At 39.6% G+C, this 15,540-nt stretch carries 18 protein-coding genes; all 18 read right to left on the bottom strand.

Annotated elements, in window-relative coordinates; genetic code table 11:
• Nucleotides 1-13: 13 nt before the first annotated feature.
• The 18 genes from PSF27_RS21040 to PSF27_RS07795 all read right to left on the bottom strand — a co-directional run bounded on the left by PSF27_RS21040 (nt 14) and on the right by PSF27_RS07795 (nt 15,510).
• Entirely contained in the window at nt 14-247 is a 234-nt protein-coding gene (locus PSF27_RS21040) for a hypothetical protein (protein WP_206082850.1), read from the bottom strand.
• Between the two features lie 48 nt (nt 248-295).
• Entirely contained in the window at nt 296-673 is a 378-nt protein-coding gene (locus PSF27_RS07715; protein WP_272539051.1) for a CrcB family protein, read from the bottom strand.
• A 12-nt stretch (nt 674-685) separates the two neighbouring features.
• A complete protein-coding gene (crcB, locus tag PSF27_RS07720) occupies nt 686-1,066 on the bottom strand; it encodes a fluoride efflux transporter CrcB (protein WP_206082852.1) in 381 nt (126 codons plus the stop codon).
• A 146-nt stretch (nt 1,067-1,212) separates the two neighbouring features.
• Nucleotides 1,213-1,812, bottom strand: coding sequence for an ATP-binding cassette domain-containing protein (locus PSF27_RS07725; protein WP_206082853.1), 600 nt, complete (start codon nt 1,810-1,812; stop codon nt 1,213-1,215).
• 18 nt (nt 1,813-1,830) lie between these two features.
• The gene (locus PSF27_RS07730; protein WP_272539050.1) at nt 1,831-3,066 is read right to left on the bottom strand and encodes an SLC13 family permease; all 1,236 of its coding nucleotides are present in this window, start codon (nt 3,064-3,066) and stop codon (nt 1,831-1,833) included.
• Between the two features lie 100 nt (nt 3,067-3,166).
• Complete coding sequence (locus tag PSF27_RS07735; RefSeq protein WP_206082855.1) at nt 3,167-4,342, bottom strand: ion channel; 1,176 nt, start codon at nt 4,340-4,342, stop codon at nt 3,167-3,169.
• A 31-nt stretch (nt 4,343-4,373) separates the two neighbouring features.
• Nucleotides 4,374-5,366, bottom strand: coding sequence for an urea transporter (gene yut, locus PSF27_RS07740; RefSeq protein WP_206082856.1), 993 nt, complete (start codon nt 5,364-5,366; stop codon nt 4,374-4,376).
• Between the two features lie 167 nt (nt 5,367-5,533).
• Nucleotides 5,534-6,499, bottom strand: a complete 966-nt coding sequence (locus PSF27_RS07745) for an urease accessory protein UreD (protein WP_206082857.1) — start codon at nt 6,497-6,499, stop codon at nt 5,534-5,536.
• Nucleotides 6,500-6,501: 2 nt separating this feature from the next.
• Entirely contained in the window at nt 6,502-7,134 is a 633-nt protein-coding gene (gene ureG / locus PSF27_RS07750) for an urease accessory protein UreG (protein ID WP_206082858.1), read from the bottom strand.
• Between the two features lie 29 nt (nt 7,135-7,163).
• Nucleotides 7,164-7,850 (bottom strand): urease accessory protein UreF, encoded by a 687-nt coding sequence (locus tag PSF27_RS07755; protein ID WP_206082859.1) that lies wholly within the window; start codon nt 7,848-7,850, stop codon nt 7,164-7,166.
• Nucleotides 7,851-7,879: 29 nt separating this feature from the next.
• The gene (ureE, locus tag PSF27_RS07760; protein WP_272681225.1) at nt 7,880-8,554 is read right to left on the bottom strand and encodes an urease accessory protein UreE; all 675 of its coding nucleotides are present in this window, start codon (nt 8,552-8,554) and stop codon (nt 7,880-7,882) included.
• A gap of 62 nt (nt 8,555-8,616) precedes the next feature.
• Nucleotides 8,617-10,335, bottom strand: coding sequence for an urease subunit alpha (locus PSF27_RS07765; protein ID WP_042848772.1), 1,719 nt, complete (start codon nt 10,333-10,335; stop codon nt 8,617-8,619).
• Nucleotides 10,336-10,397: 62 nt separating this feature from the next.
• A complete protein-coding gene (locus PSF27_RS07770; RefSeq protein WP_004256072.1) occupies nt 10,398-10,823 on the bottom strand; it encodes an urease subunit beta in 426 nt (141 codons plus the stop codon).
• 18 nt (nt 10,824-10,841) lie between these two features.
• Entirely contained in the window at nt 10,842-11,144 is a 303-nt protein-coding gene (locus tag PSF27_RS07775) for an urease subunit gamma (RefSeq protein WP_004256079.1), read from the bottom strand.
• 226 nt (nt 11,145-11,370) lie between these two features.
• Entirely contained in the window at nt 11,371-12,150 is a 780-nt protein-coding gene (locus PSF27_RS07780; protein ID WP_206082863.1) for an ATP-binding cassette domain-containing protein, read from the bottom strand.
• Nucleotides 12,150-12,956 (bottom strand): ABC transporter permease, encoded by an 807-nt coding sequence (locus tag PSF27_RS07785; RefSeq protein ID WP_272681226.1) that lies wholly within the window; start codon nt 12,954-12,956, stop codon nt 12,150-12,152. The genes PSF27_RS07780 and PSF27_RS07785 overlap by 1 nt, the downstream gene beginning before the upstream one ends.
• Entirely contained in the window at nt 12,953-13,921 is a 969-nt protein-coding gene (locus PSF27_RS07790; RefSeq protein WP_206082865.1) for an ABC transporter permease, read from the bottom strand. Before PSF27_RS07790 ends, PSF27_RS07785 begins: the two co-directional genes overlap by 4 nt.
• Nucleotides 13,921-15,510, bottom strand: coding sequence for an ABC transporter substrate-binding protein (locus PSF27_RS07795; RefSeq protein WP_272681227.1), 1,590 nt, complete (start codon nt 15,508-15,510; stop codon nt 13,921-13,923). Before PSF27_RS07795 ends, PSF27_RS07790 begins: the two co-directional genes overlap by 1 nt.
• Nucleotides 15,511-15,540 lie beyond the last annotated feature (30 nt).

Consider the following 15,540-nt stretch of genomic DNA (forward strand, 5'->3'; position numbering starts at 1 on the left):
GTTTTCATACATATTATTTATTTTTACTTCTATTACAATACCAGTGGCTAAACCAACGTGTAATGTAAATATAAACTAAAATAATTAATGTAATAGTGAAAATATCCATATTTAATGTTTTTGTGTCAAAACCAATTATGCTGATAAATATCACAGGTGATAATACCAAAAGTATTAAATCAAAAAACAATTGTAATCTATAAGGCTCTGAAGTAATTCCATGCCATATTGATTTAGCTATTTTCATTTCAAAACTCCTTGTTCTATTATAAACTTAAAAATAACAGTATCATATTTAACTATATTGCTTATTACTCACTGAGTATCCAATATAGATAGCAGCAAACCCGATAACGACACTTAAAATCAAGTAACTAACTGCCACTAAGAAAGCCCCTGGATACTTCATTATCTCAACGGCGCCATAGACAAAACTAGAAAATGTTGATAATCCACCCATTACACCTGTGGCAAAAAATGCATTCATCCCTTGGCCTATTTTCTTCCTCATTAATAGTCCAGCGACAATACCCAGCAATAATGATGCGAGAATATTTGCTATAAATATGTCAAGGGGAAAGTGATCATTCATGGTAGGAACAGACACCATCAGTAATTCTCGGGAAATTGCGCCAATTGCACCACCAATAAAAACTAAGATCATAATATTCATTTTTAGCCCCTGTTAGTTTGCTAACCAAGCACCAATAAATGCCGCAGCTAACCCAAATAAAACCGAAATTAATAAGTAAAAGAGTGCGAGTAATTTTTGTTTAGTTTGAGTCAACTTCAAGGCATCAAGCTGCATGCTACTGAATGTTGTATACCCCCCCAGTAACCCTGTTAAAATAGCTGATTGTAGAAATGTCCCATAGCGGTCATCCCAATCAATAGAAAAATAACGGCTTAAAAAACCAATAACAAATGCGCCAGAAATATTAATGATGAACGTTGATAATGGAAATTTCCCGTGATAACTCTCGCCCACTAGGCGACCAATCCACCAACGCAGTAGTGAACCAATACCTCCGCCAGCTCCAACTAATAAAATATCAATAGCTACCATTCCAGCATCCTCTATTTGATATCATAGATATAAAAACATCATTTCTAGAATTTAAATTAAATACATTAATGGAATATCAAAAATTAACAGTCATTAAATGAGCATAATTAAATAGCCAGTGAATACTTTTGATAATTTAAAATAGTTCACTCTGATATTGTTATATTCCAAATCGATGTACATACCTTTTCTAATAGGAATTTATTGTGGCTAAAAACAATCATCGATAATGGTCTTTCTTCCGAGAGCTGAATTAAAAACTGCCATATATCTTTCTGTAAGTGAGCATCTAATTGTGCAGTGATTTCATCTGCAATTAAGGTTTTTGTTCTTGGGTCTAATGCTCTTAATAAGGCAATTCGAGCAAGCTCTCCGCCCGACAGTTCATTTGGTCTTCTAGCCAACCACTCTGATTTAATAAACAAACGTTCAAGGTAGTATGGAGCAGGCTCCCAAGCATCCTTCACACTTTCACCGACTGTCCGATAAGGGTTAAAGCACTTTTCAGGATGTTGAGGAACGAGCTGAACAGGGCAATATTCATTTTGAGACAATTTTTTTCCATTAAATAGCACATCTCCTTGTGCAGGTATTTGCCATTGGGCTAATACACGGCCTAATGTTGTTTTACCAAAACCACTCGGTGCTGAAATCCCTAGTCGCTCATTTTTATTCAGTGAAAATGACAGTGAATCCCATAATGTACGGTTATCTTGCTTTATACATAAGTTTTTGACTTCTAACATGTTGAAACTCTCTATAAACTAATAGATGGATAACCAAACAACAGCAATAAAAATACAAATAATGGAAATAATACCGCCTGATTTTGTAAACTCTAAAAACGATATCTTAATACCATGCGCAGAGGATTGCTCAACAGCAATAATCCCTGCAATACTACCAAATATAAATATATTACCCGCAAAACAGGCCCCTAAAATTAACGCAGCACCTAACAAATCGACATTGCCATGAGGGTAAACAAACTGGATCAATAAAATCACCGTTGGTGTCGTCCCTACAAAAATACTCATTACGATGGTGACCAAAAATAACGTAATAGGGCTATTTAGGTCGATACCTTTGCCCAATAGATAATGCAATATCTCCTGAGGGATACCAGTATTAGAAAATGCGGTATTAATAATAAATAACCCCATCATTAAAAGAATTAAGTCTCCATCAACATGCTTTAACATGTCACTGGACGCTATTTTTCTGTTTAACAATAAAAAACAGGCTGCTGACAATGCAACAAGCTCACGAGGTAAATCACTAAATAAAAAAGCGAGAATAACCGCAAATAAAACCGTAGCGGCTTTTATCGTTTCCCACCAATTGAATTCAATAATCGAAGGTTCGCCATTGGACAATGTTGACTTTTTATCGTCAGATAAATACCAACGATTACGGTAAAGCAAAGTGATCACACACCATACAATGGGAATTGAAAATAAGACTGGAATAGCCGTAATATTGAGTATGCCAATAAAAGATAAATCCAATCCTTGTGCCACAACCATATTTTTAGGGCTGCCAATTAAAGAACCTGCGGCACCGTTATTGGCCGCAAAGCAAAAGCCAAGTAAAAATGGAATTGGGTTAAGACCACGAGATAATGTAACGGAAACCAATAAAGGCGTCATCGCCACCACAACAATATCGTTTGTAAGTACCGAGGCAAGAAGTGCGCCAACAATAATAAAAACAGCCATTAATTTAGGTGGGCTAATATTTAAGCTCGCCACTTTTTGTGCCGCTTGGTGATAAAATCCTGATACTGTAAATGATGCAGATACCACCATTAAGCCAAATAGTAATCCAATCGCACTGTAATCAATTGCATTCCAAGATACTTTGGGCGAGATAATCCCAAACCCTATCATGGCCAATGCCCCCGCTACAGATGCACCAGTACGGTCAATTTTAATCCCTGGGAAAGTCCCAAAAGCCATTGCGACATACACTAGAATAAAAATAATAACGGTTAGATCCATAATAAACTCTCTATCTCTTATCTATATTTTTATTTCTTCGTATAAATGATAAAGCTGCAGATACTCCACAGCAGCAATTTTCTATTGGGACTCCAGCATATTATGATTCTAATATGTTGTTTGAAAAAATAATATTTTCCATCACTTGGTTATTAATGTTTTCACCAAAGATCATTTTAATCAGAACTTCACTTCCTAAAGATGAAAGCGAAATGAGTAAATCCGCATGTAGTAGCTGCATGTTTTCGTAGTTTTTGTCATCATTTACAGCAATAACACTTTTAATATTTCCACCAACAATTTCTTTCGCAGCCAACATAGAAATGGTGTTTTCAGAATCAGAGTCACCTAAAATAAATAACGCTTTTGCCTGATCTAAGTTAGCGCTATTTAATGTATGTTTATTAATTTGCGCTGTGACAATAACTTGTGCATTATCTGGATAGCTCTTTTTTTGATCTTCATGACAAAGCACCATGACATCTAAGTCGCGCTTTCTTAATCCGTGGTAGGTGTTTAAAGCTAGGGGGCTTGCGCCAACAATAATATAGTGGTTTTTCATACGGAATAATCTCTTCTTAACAATTTCCTGTGTGCTTTTTGCAAATACCCCTAAAAAATAAACAATAGAGGTTGTGAAAATTGTAATACCTAAAATTACAATCGAAATGGTGAACAGTCTTGCCTCAACGCTAATTGGAATAATGTCACCAAATCCCACCGTCGTCATACATACCAGAGCAAAGTAAAATGCTGATGAAATATCAGTAACATGGGGTTGAAATTGTTCGCCTAAATACAAAGTTCCAAATACAGAATAACCCAATAATACGCTTAAGCTCATGAAAGCAACAAAGCCTGCACCAGATAAGCTATGTCGATTAAATGCTTTCCAATTTGCAACAGCAATAATCAGTACTATCAGTGAAAAAGTTCCAGTCAGGACATTTTCCCTTGCTAATACCAAGTTAATTAACATAATAATAAACAGCATAAAGCAGCTAAATAACCAACCGATCCGCAGGCCTAAATATGTAGGAATAGCAAGGATAATGAGTACAACTCCAATAGCAAATCTTGGAATATCTAATAACTTAACTAATCCTAAAGATTGTAGCCAATCAACAAAACCTAGATGCTGAGGGTATAAATGAAAATCATAAGTTGAGATGATGGGGATAATAATCAATATCCCATCTACAAGTATTAATAATGAGAGCACTAAGCGTAGCATTCTCATATTTTGAATATATTTATATATTGCATTTTTTTTCATAATTGAATACCAAAAAGTTTTAGTGCAAATATTACTGCCGATGCTTAGGCATAATATCTTGATTCGGTACTAGAAATAGCCATGATGCTAGAACAAATGGCATCGTTAAGGTCGGGATACCAAATGGTTCAAGAATAATATCGAGTGCCCCTTGAACAAATACGGTAAATATCACACCAACGATGGCATAAACGACCACTCGATAGCTCGGTTTATTAAAGGTAGAACCTAAAGCAATCGCAGTTAATACAGCGCTAAATGAATATAAACCAGTATGAATACTCGAAAAATCACCTTTTAAAAGAGTTGCAACAATAAAAGCCAGAAGAGAACCAAATACGGCAAATATCGCTGCCCATATAGAGCTAACCGCAAGACCAATGACAAAAAGAATGCCGACAATCATGCTACTGAGTAAAAATACTTCCGAGACACCACGGAAAATATCAGCAACCAGATCGCTATGAGGAATTAACCCAATAGGTTCAATAAGTTGTTTAGGTAATGCGGGGGTCGGCAATGCAACACCTTCAATACCTAAGAAATTGTAACTCGCGAGTAAAATGATCCATGATACTAAAACAAAAGGGGCTGTTAATGCTGCAACTTTCCAGTTTTTTAGAAAATCCATTAAAGAGATAGTCGCTATAACAGAAACGATACTCCCTAATACGATTGTTACCCAAACAAATGGGGTATTCTCTAAGAAAGTAGGAAGAGCAACCCCAACTAAGCAACCATTGTATCCATAAAGCCCCGAGCGCAGTGATTCAGTATCTAATTTACTAATATAAGCGGTAAGTGTAGCCACAATGGTACCTAACAAACAACCTAAAGCGACTTGCGGCATGCCTTCTAAAAACGCACCGATGAAAATGGCAATAAAAAATAGAAGTCCGGTGAGTGCGTTATTTTGAAACATAACTTGAGCACAGCCACGCAAGACGATATCAATAAATTGTATCGCTATATTTTTGCTGGCTAACTTATTCCAAGCATTCTGATTTATTATTTTTTCCATCATGAAATTCCTTGATAGGAATATCAGTAGAGAAATCATAAAAATTACTCTACTGATAATATATTAATAAATTACTTTGATAACCTAACTGGTTATTTCAGTCACTTTATGACAACCATTACTATTTTGTATTAAATGCAATAATAAACATTTAATGTAATAAACCGCATTTAACGCCATAAAAAAGGTTCTTGTAGCGAAATACCTAATATCTCTTCTCTCGCTATTTGCCAAAAATATCTGACAGCATCCTTCACTTTTGGACTATCAACCCCCAATGCTTTAAATATTAATCCACAGTCATTCGGTAATTGAGTTGCACCAAAAGCAATTTCATTTTTCGGGTCATATATCGCATCTAGACGTTCTAAAATACGCTCATGATGAATTTTAGGTGTCAGTAAAATAACATTGCCAAAAGTATCAAAGCTATCCATAACCGCTTTAAGATTTAACGGTGATTTTTTTGGCTCTAAAATGTATTTCTCAACAAATAATTCTTTATTGAACGATGATTCTGCTCGAATATGGGATGAAAAAACATCAAATCCAAACTGTTCATCTGGGTGGTGATATTTCCTGCCCGACATGAGTATTTCGGAATAAATCATTGTCGCACTTGGATGAATATTAATCCGCGTGTCAGTAATAAACCGAGAATTACGGTGAGGAATTATAGGATCGGGTAAATACTCTAAATACCCATCTTCCTCAACGATAATATTCTGGTACTGTGTGGCATAGTTGGCTTCCATCATATGAACCTTGGTCGCAGATTGCGTTGTCACATGAGCACAAGCACCTTTTTCAACTATAATATCAAGGGCTTGCCTATCACCTTGCAGTAAACTGCCAGAGGTAGAGATCATAGTGACGCAGGGTAGATGGGGCATCAACTCATCCCAATACAGCGCTTTTTGCACTAAAGAAGGAACGCGACGCTCCATTTCCACCAGCTCACTACGATACTCTCCTTGAGCAAACCTTAATTTTAAGTAACCACTTTTACCAACAGCACCACTTTGCATTTGCTTCGGTTCATCTTGATATGCGGCGAGTTCAGGTGCATTGCTGCCTAAAATATGAGCTTTAACACGCGTTGGAGTATTTGCTATATCTGCCCTGAAATTCGTCATCTTTACCCCCTTGGTACTTGGTGCGTAAAGAGGAATTTATCCATGATCATATCAACCAACTCAACAACCCCTTCCCCCGTTTTACAGTTAGTCAGTATATAAGGGCGGTCGCCACGAACAATTTTGGTATCATGTTCCATCACTTCAAGACTGGCACCAACATAAGGCGCTAAGTCAATTTTGTTGATAACTAAAATATCGGCTTGAACTAAACCTGGACCATTTTTACGTGGAATTTTTTCACCTTCAGCCACATCAATAACATAGATGTAAAAGTCAGCAAGTGCAGGGCTAAAGGTTAAAGTTAAATTATCACCGCCACTTTCGATCATAATCACATCACTATCAGGGAAGCGTTCTTCCATATCTTCAACTGCAGCAATGTTCATACTTGGGTCTTCACGTACTGCAGTGTGAGGACATGCCCCTGTTTCAACACCTAAAATTTTCTCTTCATCAAGAATGCCTTTCAAGGTGCGCTTTACTTGTTTTGCATCTTCAGTCGTCACAATGTCATTCGTGATGATTAGCGGTTTAATACCTCTTTCAATGAGGATCGGGGTGATCACTTCAATAATTGCTGTTTTTCCTGAACCTACTGGTCCACCAATTCCGATCCGAGTCATTTTTTTCATCATTTTTCCCCAAAATTTTTAGTTGTTCGTTAGTTCATAAACAAACGGACAAACGATTTAGTGTGTACCGCAGCTAAGACATCAATCACAGGAACATATGAGGACATTTGCTCTATGTCACCATTAGCTGCGATGTCACAAAAAACCTTAATTTCTTCATTTAATTCAAAAAGAATATGCTGTGTTTCATAGTGTGTGATACGCATTAGCCGCATCGCAGCACTCAAAATGGTCATGGCAATACCATATTGGTGCATCACAACAACATCTCTTTCCGCGATCCCTTGAACAGCCATAACAATGGCTTGTGTTACTGGCTGAGTCCCTGGAACCTCATTAGCTTTGATTTTCGCAAGCCACCCACTCACTTGTGGGTTCTCAAAAATATGGACTGAGATTTCAGCGAGTTTTTTCCCCATTCGGGTTGTCATTATGCGTGCTTCTTCATTCAATTTACGGTTATGTACCGCCCAATCAACCTTCGCTAATGTGTCGTTATCTTGAGCAATAGCAGCACGATGAGCCGCCACAATGGCGATACAATCTGAATGAGCTGCGACACTCAAAGACGTATGAACAAAAGATTTCAGCGTTTCTTTGTCGTGGACAACACCTTTTTGAATGGCGGATTCAACCCCATTTGAAAATGTAAATGCACCAATTGGTAGCGCTGAATCACCAAACTGCATAATTCTAATTAGGTCAGATGCTTCCATATCACTTTCCTTACTCATGAACACGAACGTTATTTGTGTGTATGAGTGTGCCCATGGTCATGATGGTGATCATGACTGTGATCATGACTATGATCGTGGCTGTGTGCATGATCATGACTGTGACTGTGCCCGTGGATCTGCCCTAATTCCACATGAACATGCGTATCTGTTTCCTCTGCACCACCAAATAATAAACGCGCTTCAGAGTGGCTCAATTCAGGTAAAATGCTTTCACCTTTCACAAAGGCAAATGTTTCTTCACCAAAACCATGTGTGCGCATGACCGAACCCATGACTTTTTCACTTACCGTCAGTGGTACGTAAACAAGATCACCCTTTAAAACGGCTTTCCAGTGCTGGTTACCTAATGCATGCCCTAATTCGAAACTAATACGAATATGCTCTTCAGTACTTAGGTTTTTCAGGTGGGATAAATTGACCATCATGACGTCACGTAAAGAGATCTGAACTATCGTCATTGTATTGGTTGTTTCATCAAATAGCAGGACATCACCATCCGACAACAAGACTTTTCTGTCCAGCGCGATACCTAAGTCTTGGCCTTTTTCAGTATTTTTACGACAGCGGCTTTTCTGTGCTTCTCGTTGATCAAGGATCAACGTATCAACGTCAGCATTTTTCTGGCGCGCTTGCCACACTGGGTCTTTTTTAACATTGCCAAGAATATGTTCAATAATGATCATAATATTACCTTTTATGTTAATTCTGCCCGCCACTGGCGGGCAGATAATCCAAACATGTACAATTAGCTAAAGAAATAACGTTGATTCATTGCGGCTTCGCTAATCGGCTGGCAAGTTGCATGTTCACCATTTACTTTTACAGCAAAGGTTTCAGGGTCAACTTCAATATTTGGTGTCTCACCGTTACGCACTAAATCACGCTTTCCAATCGCTCGGCAGTTATTGACAGCAACCACTTGCCGCTCAAGGTCTGCTTTTTCTTTAATGCCATCATCTAAAGCAGCTTGTGAAACGAAAGTCACACAAGTGTCGTTAACGGTTTTACCCATTGCACCAAACATTGGACGATAGAACACTGGCTGTGGTGTTGGCAGGGAAGCATTCGGATCGCCCATTGCTGCCCAGTTGATCATGCCACCTTTAATAACCAGTTTAGGTTTAGCACCAAACATACGTGGGTCCCATAATACGAGATCCGCCATTTTGCCGACCTCAATGGAGCCTAGAATATGGCTGATACCCTGAGCAATCGCTGGGTTGATGGTGATTTTTGCCACGTAACGTAGGACACGGAAGTTATCATTGCCTGGCGCATCTTCAGGCAGCTTGCCACGAGACGCTTTCATCGCGTTGGCTGTCTGAACAATACGTAACCAGTTTTCACCCACACGCCCCATCGCTTGTGAATCACTTGAGAACATCGAAATAGCGCCCATATCATGTAGCACGTTTTCTGCTGCAATGGTTTCAGGGCGAACACGGCTCTCTGCAAATGAAACATCCGACGGGATATTTGGATTCAAGTTATGACATACCATGATCATGTCAAATAACTCTGACTGGCTGTTAACACCGAACGGTAAGGTTGGGTTTGTTGAGCTTGGTAGTACGTTAGGCTGGCTAACAACTTTTATAATATCAGGGGCATGTCCACCACCAGCACCTTCTGTATGGTAGGTGTGGATAGTTCTACCTTCAAAGGCTTCGATGGTATCTTCAACATAACCGCCTTCATTTAGGCTGTCTGTATGCACTGAGATTTGGACATCAAATTCATCAGCAATACGTAACGCATGGCGAATCGCATTTCCTGTTGCGCCCCAGTCTTCGTGAACTTTTAGGCCAGCAGCCCCCGCGACCAGTTGTTCTATCAGTGGTTCACGAGTATAAGAGTTGCCTTTACCTAAAATACCTACGTTAATTGGTAAACCTTCGATAGCGCGTAGCATGGAGCGCATGTTCCAAGGGCCTGCCGTTACTGTCGTACCGTTAGTTCCATCGGTTGGGCCAATACCACCACCAAAGAAGGTTGTCACACCGTTTGATAACGCCGCATAAGCTTGTTGCGGCGAAATTAAGTGAATATGAGTATCAATACCCGCAGCCGTTAGAATTAAGTGTTCACCAGAGATAGCATCCGTTGATACCCCAACAACCATACCTGGCGTGATGTTATCTTGAATATTTGGGTTACCGCTTTTACCAACACCAACAATTTTGCCTGCTTTAATCCCCACGTCGGCTTTGATCACACCTAAACGCGCATCGACGATGGTGACGTTAGTAATCACTAAATCTAAAACACCGTTATCACTCGTGAAAGTATTATTCGCGCCCATACCATCGCGTAAAGATTTACCACCACCATAGACAGACTCCTCGCCATATCCACGTAAATCTTTTTCGATTTCAATATATAAATCGGTATCGCCTAAACGAATTTTATCGCCAACTGTTGGTCCGAATAAACCGTTGTATTCTTGTCTAGAAATTTTTGGCATGTTATTTACCTTTAACGTTAAGAAGGTGCATTGTTATTTATCATTACTGACATCTAACGCGCTTACTGTTCCTTATGCTTAAAACCACGAGCAATTGCTTTATTTAAAGCGATTGCTTTAGCAGGACGCTCAGTAGCGGCAACGTTGTCACCCGCCCAACCATCAACAAGGTTATTAAACCCATAGACACTTTGCTTTCCACCATAAGGGATCAGAGAAACTTCCACTTCATCACCTGGCTCAAAACGAATTGCCGTTGTAGAAGCAATATTTAAACGCTTACCGTAAGCCGCTGCACGGTCGAACTCTAATGCGTGGTTAACTTCAAAAAAATGAAAGTGGGAGCCAATTTGCACAGGTCTATCACCTGTATTACGAACTTTAATTTTTGTTTCAGGTTTGCCAACGTTGAACTCAATAGGCTCATCAGCAAAAATAACACCACCTAAAGGAGTCGGAACTTTAATGTCTGCTTTTGAATTACTCATGATTCACCTCTCCTTCATTTATTTAATCGGATTGTGGACTGTCACTAAGCGAGTACCATCAGTAAAAATCGCTTCAACCTGCACATTTGGAATTAAGTCCCCTACGCCATCCATAACGTCTTTTTTTGTTAAAACAGTCGCCGCTTCTTTCATTACATCTTCAACAGTTTTACCATCTCGTGCACCTTCAAGTGCGGTAACCGTAATAATGGCAACAGCTTCTGGGTAATTTAATTTCACACCACGCGCACGGCGTTTTTCAGCTACGTCTGCGAGTGTGTAAACCATCAATTTTTCAATTTCTCTTGGGGTTAACTGCATAACGCCTCCTCAATTGATAAAGCTTAGTATTGTTAATACTGATAAGTATTCATTTTACGAACCAATAACTCATTTTCATTTGTAAAATATAAATTGAGTTAAATATCCAATAACGACGAGTTAAATAAATAAAATCCTTCTCAATAAACATTCCAATTTAATTAATCCAAATAAGACTGGATACGTATTGGCTATTTATTAAATTCAATTTTTAAATCATATTTATTCACTGGGTCCAATTTATAAATTGTTGTTCAGGCAAAGAATTCCACAGAGATTGAAAACACTTCCCTCCTCCGCCTCGCTTTAATATTTCACTACTGAGTACTTCTTCTAAAACACCATTACGTAATAGCGCAATGCGATCAGCAAAACGCACAGCCATTGCAAGGTCGTGGGTCACCCACAAAACACCTTTACCATCAAAGCAAAGAGATTTGATATGTTGTAGAAGTTGCATCGCATGTTCATCGTCTAGCCAAGATGAAATTTCATCTGCAAGAATATATTCAGCTTGAGAGAGTGTCGCGCTACAAGCGAGTACACGTTTTGCCATTCCCCCAGAAAGCTTATTGGGATAGCTATGGATTAAATCTGCTTGTAAATTATATTGTTGTAAGTGCAACGCGACGTCATGCATTTTAATATGCTGTCCACTTAATACAGCGGCACGTTCAAGTTGAGGGCCTATCTTAATGAGAGGATTTAATGCACTAATCCCTTGAGGGATATAGCACAGTGAATTACCACGATATTGCTGTTTAGATTTTTCTGTTAACTGACATCCATTTAATACAATATCACCACGACATCGCATATTTTCAGGTAATAGACCTAAACTACTTTGTAGTAATAAGCTTTTCCCTTCTCCGCTCCCACCTACCAATGCAACCATTTCACCAGGAGCCACATCCAATGAAATATCTTGTAAAAGCGGTGACCACTGTTTTTTGCCTAACCAGCGGAATTTCGCAACATCAATCGTAAGGTTATCAAAACTTAACATCAATCGCTCCTCAACCATAATTGCTGTACCGCTTTAGCAAACTGATCAAATAACAGCACTAACCCAACTAATGCAATGCCTGGAAACACAGCTAACCACCATGCACCTGTACTTAAGTAACGCAATGCATCTGACAGCAAAATACCTAACGATGCTTCATGTGGAGACAAACCAAAACCCAAAAAACTCAGTGCCGCACTATGTAATATCGCATGTGGAAACATTAATAATGACCCCACTAACCATTGTGAAAGGATCATCGGTAAATAGTCATATCGGCATCGGTAGAACGCACTATTTCCAATCCGTTTCGATAACATGATGTAATCTGTTTGCTGCACTCGGAGCAATTCGGAACGTAAGATCAACGTCAACTTTGGCCAGTGTGTCAACGCAACCGCCCAAATTACCCCCACTTTGCCGCCACCTAATGTAAAGCAAATCAATATCAACAATAACAAGTGTGGCAACGCTAACAACGAATCAATACATCCACGAATAACATAATCCATCGTCTTACTAAAAGAGGATAAACTTGCCATCACTAGCGCTATCACTCCGCTCGATAATGCTGCGATGGTACCAATTTGTAAGCTGGTCGCTATTCCTTGGAATACCCTGTCCCACAAGTCTCGACCTAAATTATCAGTACCAAATAAATGAACCAACGATGGCGCTTGTCGGCGGTCGAGTAAATTCACTTCTACATCAGTTTGGGAAAGCCATGCTGCATAAGCCCCTAAAGCAAATAAGCACAATAAGGAAATAACTAACTTAATTAAGGCCTTATTTGGATTATAAGTCATGGCTCTCGGAGTACTCCTTTGTTCACGCTCTTGAGCAACCTATCAGAGATACTATTACTAAAGAAAATCACTACCGCACATAGCATCACGATCCCCATTAATAAAGGGATGTCACCCCGTAAACCCGCATCAATGGTCGCTTGCCCTAATCCTGGGTAAGCAAACACTTTTTCAGCTAGCAATGCACCACTGAGCAATTCCCCCATTGAGGCAAACTGTAAACATATTGCAGGGGTAATCGCATGTTTTACGACATGAAAGCTGATCATCGGCCATCCTTTATCCCCTTGAGCTTTTGCATAATGGATAAACTCACTGTTCATTACTTCAGCAACTTTAGAACGCGTATGCAGTGCGATATTACCAATACCTAACATCCCTAAAGCCACTACAGGTAACACAAGGTGATGCACTTTTTGTGACAATGTTGATGTTTGTTCATCTAAGCCTATCGGCCAAGCGCAACAAATTGGCGCCCACTGTAATGAAACAGCAAAAAGTGACAATAAAAGTAAACCAACCCAAAAAACAGGAATTGAAGCCAATAAATAAGATAGCGTTGAGATGATTTTATCTGGCCATCTATTTAGGTATCTCCCTGCAATCAACCCAAGTCCAAAACCAATTGCTCCAGAAAATAGCCATGCCGATAATAACAAGGCTAATGAAGGTGCTAACCTATCAGCAATCACTTGTGAAACAGGGGTGTTATAGAGCATGGAATACCCCATATCACCTTGTAATATCTGTGAAAACCAACGCCAGAACTGCATCCATAAAGGCTGATCAAGCCCCCAACGAGCTGCAATCAATGAATATTGCTCAGGGGGAACATGCATTAAATCATTACCAATGTAGGCTTTAATTGGGTCTATTGGTGAATAGCTTAGGAGAATAAAAACCCCAAATGCTGTCACCAATAATAAACAGATAAACCGCAATAAAAGCCCGATGGTTGTCCGCATTACTTGCAGGTCCAAGCCCAGTCATCTACATTATTCAACACTGACCACGAGCCGTGAATTTCAGGTGCGCCCTTTCCTAGCTCGACACAATTATTCAATAAATAAAGATGTTGTACGTTCATTAACCAAGCCCAAGCGGCGTCACCTTGAATACCTGTTCCTGTTTTGCCATCCCAATCCACTTTCTGCCAAAATGGAATAGCCGCATCTTGGTCTGGCTGGCGAAGTGCCTCTTCTATCACCTTATCAACAGCTGGATTTTTATAGTAACCCGCATTATAGAACCCTACGCCAGCAGCCTTGCTGCTGTAGTTATGAACCAGTTCCATCGGGTCAAGGCTACCCCAACCAAACAATGTTGGGTTGGCATGCATATATTTTTCAACGGTTTCCCAGCTGCCTGATTTTAAATCCATTTCAATGCCAATTGGCTTTAAGCTTGCTCTCACGGCCTGAGCTAAATCACGACGAGTGCTGTCGCCGCTGGCGTACCAAAGCGTTAGTTTTGCCACTTTGCCATCTTTTTCTCTTAAGCCGTCTTTATTCAGTTTCCAGCCAGCATCATCAAGAATAGTTTTCGCTTTTTCGACATCCCCATCTTTAAATGAAGATTGAGGATTATTCCAAGGCAAGCCTTCAACGCCTGTATATGCAGGGATCGCAAAACCTTCTAACACCGCATCCGCCAATAGCTTACGGTCAATGGCGTAGTTGATCGCTTTACGGATAGCGACATCTGAAGTAATGTCATTTCCAATTGGGTCACCTGCCGCATTTTTCTCTCCCGCAGGTGGAATTGGGAAGGAAATCCCTCGGTTTTCAACACTATGGCGCTCAATCAACTTCATTCTTTTCACATCTTTTGCATTATTCGCAACGGCTGCAGGAATACGAACAATGTCTAATTCACCACTTTGAGCTGCGGCAAAAGCGCCATCTTCATTCAAGAAGACAAAAACCATTTTATCGAAATCGTTTTTGGGCCCCGCATAAAATGGGTTTCTTTCAACAATTAATTGCTGGCCTGGCTGGAAGTTCACTAAGCGATAAGGGCCTGCCCCGATAGGATTATGTGCGTATTTTTTCGCATCATATTTATCCGCAGAAACAATCCCTAATGAACCTAATACATTAATAAAGGTACTTTGCGGAGCAGATAACGTCATTTTAACGGTAGATGGGTTAACTTCCTCTGCTTTAGCAAAGTTCCCCATATCGACTTTTCCACCACTTGCTGCGGCATTGTTATAGGTAAAAACAACATCTCTTGCGGTTAATGGGGAACCATCGGAGAATTTAAGCCCGTCTTTTAATTTTAATGTCCACTCTTTACCGTCATCTGAATGTTCATATTTTTCAAGCATGTAGCTATGCCATGATAAATCAGCTTTTTGTTTTAATAATGGACTATGCAAAAGTAAATAGCTGCCGTGGCTCCAACCTAACATTGGATCAAACCCCTCGGTTGGCTCAGAGCCTATCGCTAAGCGCAAAGTTTGCGGCTTCTGAGTATCAGCCGCAGCATTTACACTCATCGATAGCCCCATAAAACAAATAGCCTGAATAGCTATTGCTACTTTCTTTTTCATATGCCCATCCTAAATTACCAGCTGTATTTA

It is taken from the genome of Providencia sp. PROV129, assembly GCF_028482245.1.
In the GTDB taxonomy this organism is placed as follows: Bacteria; Pseudomonadota; Gammaproteobacteria; order Enterobacterales; family Enterobacteriaceae; genus Providencia; species Providencia vermicola.

Bases quoted from the DNA above. Each gene is read 5' to 3' on its own strand.
- PSF27_RS21040 (WP_206082850.1), bottom strand. From the start codon at position 247: ATGAAAATAGCTAAATCAATATGGCATGGAATTACTTCAGAGCCTTAT.
- PSF27_RS07715 (WP_272539051.1), bottom strand. From the start codon at position 673: ATGAATATTATGATCTTAGTTTTTATTGGTGGTGCAATTGGCGCAATT.
- crcB (WP_206082852.1), bottom strand. From the start codon at position 1,066: ATGGTAGCTATTGATATTTTATTAGTTGGAGCTGGCGGAGGTATTGGT.
- PSF27_RS07725 (WP_206082853.1), bottom strand. From the start codon at position 1,812: ATGTTAGAAGTCAAAAACTTATGTATAAAGCAAGATAACCGTACATTA.
- PSF27_RS07730 (WP_272539050.1), bottom strand. From the start codon at position 3,066: ATGGATCTAACCGTTATTATTTTTATTCTAGTGTATGTCGCAATGGCT.
- PSF27_RS07735 (WP_206082855.1), bottom strand. From the start codon at position 4,342: ATGAAAAAAAATGCAATATATAAATATATTCAAAATATGAGAATGCTA.
- yut (WP_206082856.1), bottom strand. From the start codon at position 5,366: ATGATGGAAAAAATAATAAATCAGAATGCTTGGAATAAGTTAGCCAGC.
- PSF27_RS07745 (WP_206082857.1), bottom strand. From the start codon at position 6,499: ATGACGAATTTCAGGGCAGATATAGCAAATACTCCAACGCGTGTTAAA.
- ureG (WP_206082858.1), bottom strand. From the start codon at position 7,134: ATGAAAAAAATGACTCGGATCGGAATTGGTGGACCAGTAGGTTCAGGA.
- PSF27_RS07755 (WP_206082859.1), bottom strand. From the start codon at position 7,850: ATGGAAGCATCTGACCTAATTAGAATTATGCAGTTTGGTGATTCAGCG.
- ureE (WP_272681225.1), bottom strand. From the start codon at position 8,554: ATGATCATTATTGAACATATTCTTGGCAATGTTAAAAAAGACCCAGTG.
- PSF27_RS07765 (WP_042848772.1), bottom strand. From the start codon at position 10,335: ATGCCAAAAATTTCTAGACAAGAATACAACGGTTTATTCGGACCAACA.
- PSF27_RS07770 (WP_004256072.1), bottom strand. From the start codon at position 10,823: ATGAGTAATTCAAAAGCAGACATTAAAGTTCCGACTCCTTTAGGTGGT.
- PSF27_RS07775 (WP_004256079.1), bottom strand. From the start codon at position 11,144: ATGCAGTTAACCCCAAGAGAAATTGAAAAATTGATGGTTTACACACTC.
- PSF27_RS07780 (WP_206082863.1), bottom strand. From the start codon at position 12,150: ATGTTAAGTTTTGATAACCTTACGATTGATGTTGCGAAATTCCGCTGG.
- PSF27_RS07785 (WP_272681226.1), bottom strand. From the start codon at position 12,956: ATGACTTATAATCCAAATAAGGCCTTAATTAAGTTAGTTATTTCCTTA.
- PSF27_RS07790 (WP_206082865.1), bottom strand. From the start codon at position 13,921: ATGCGGACAACCATCGGGCTTTTATTGCGGTTTATCTGTTTATTATTG.
- PSF27_RS07795 (WP_272681227.1), bottom strand. From the start codon at position 15,510: ATGAAAAAGAAAGTAGCAATAGCTATTCAGGCTATTTGTTTTATGGGG.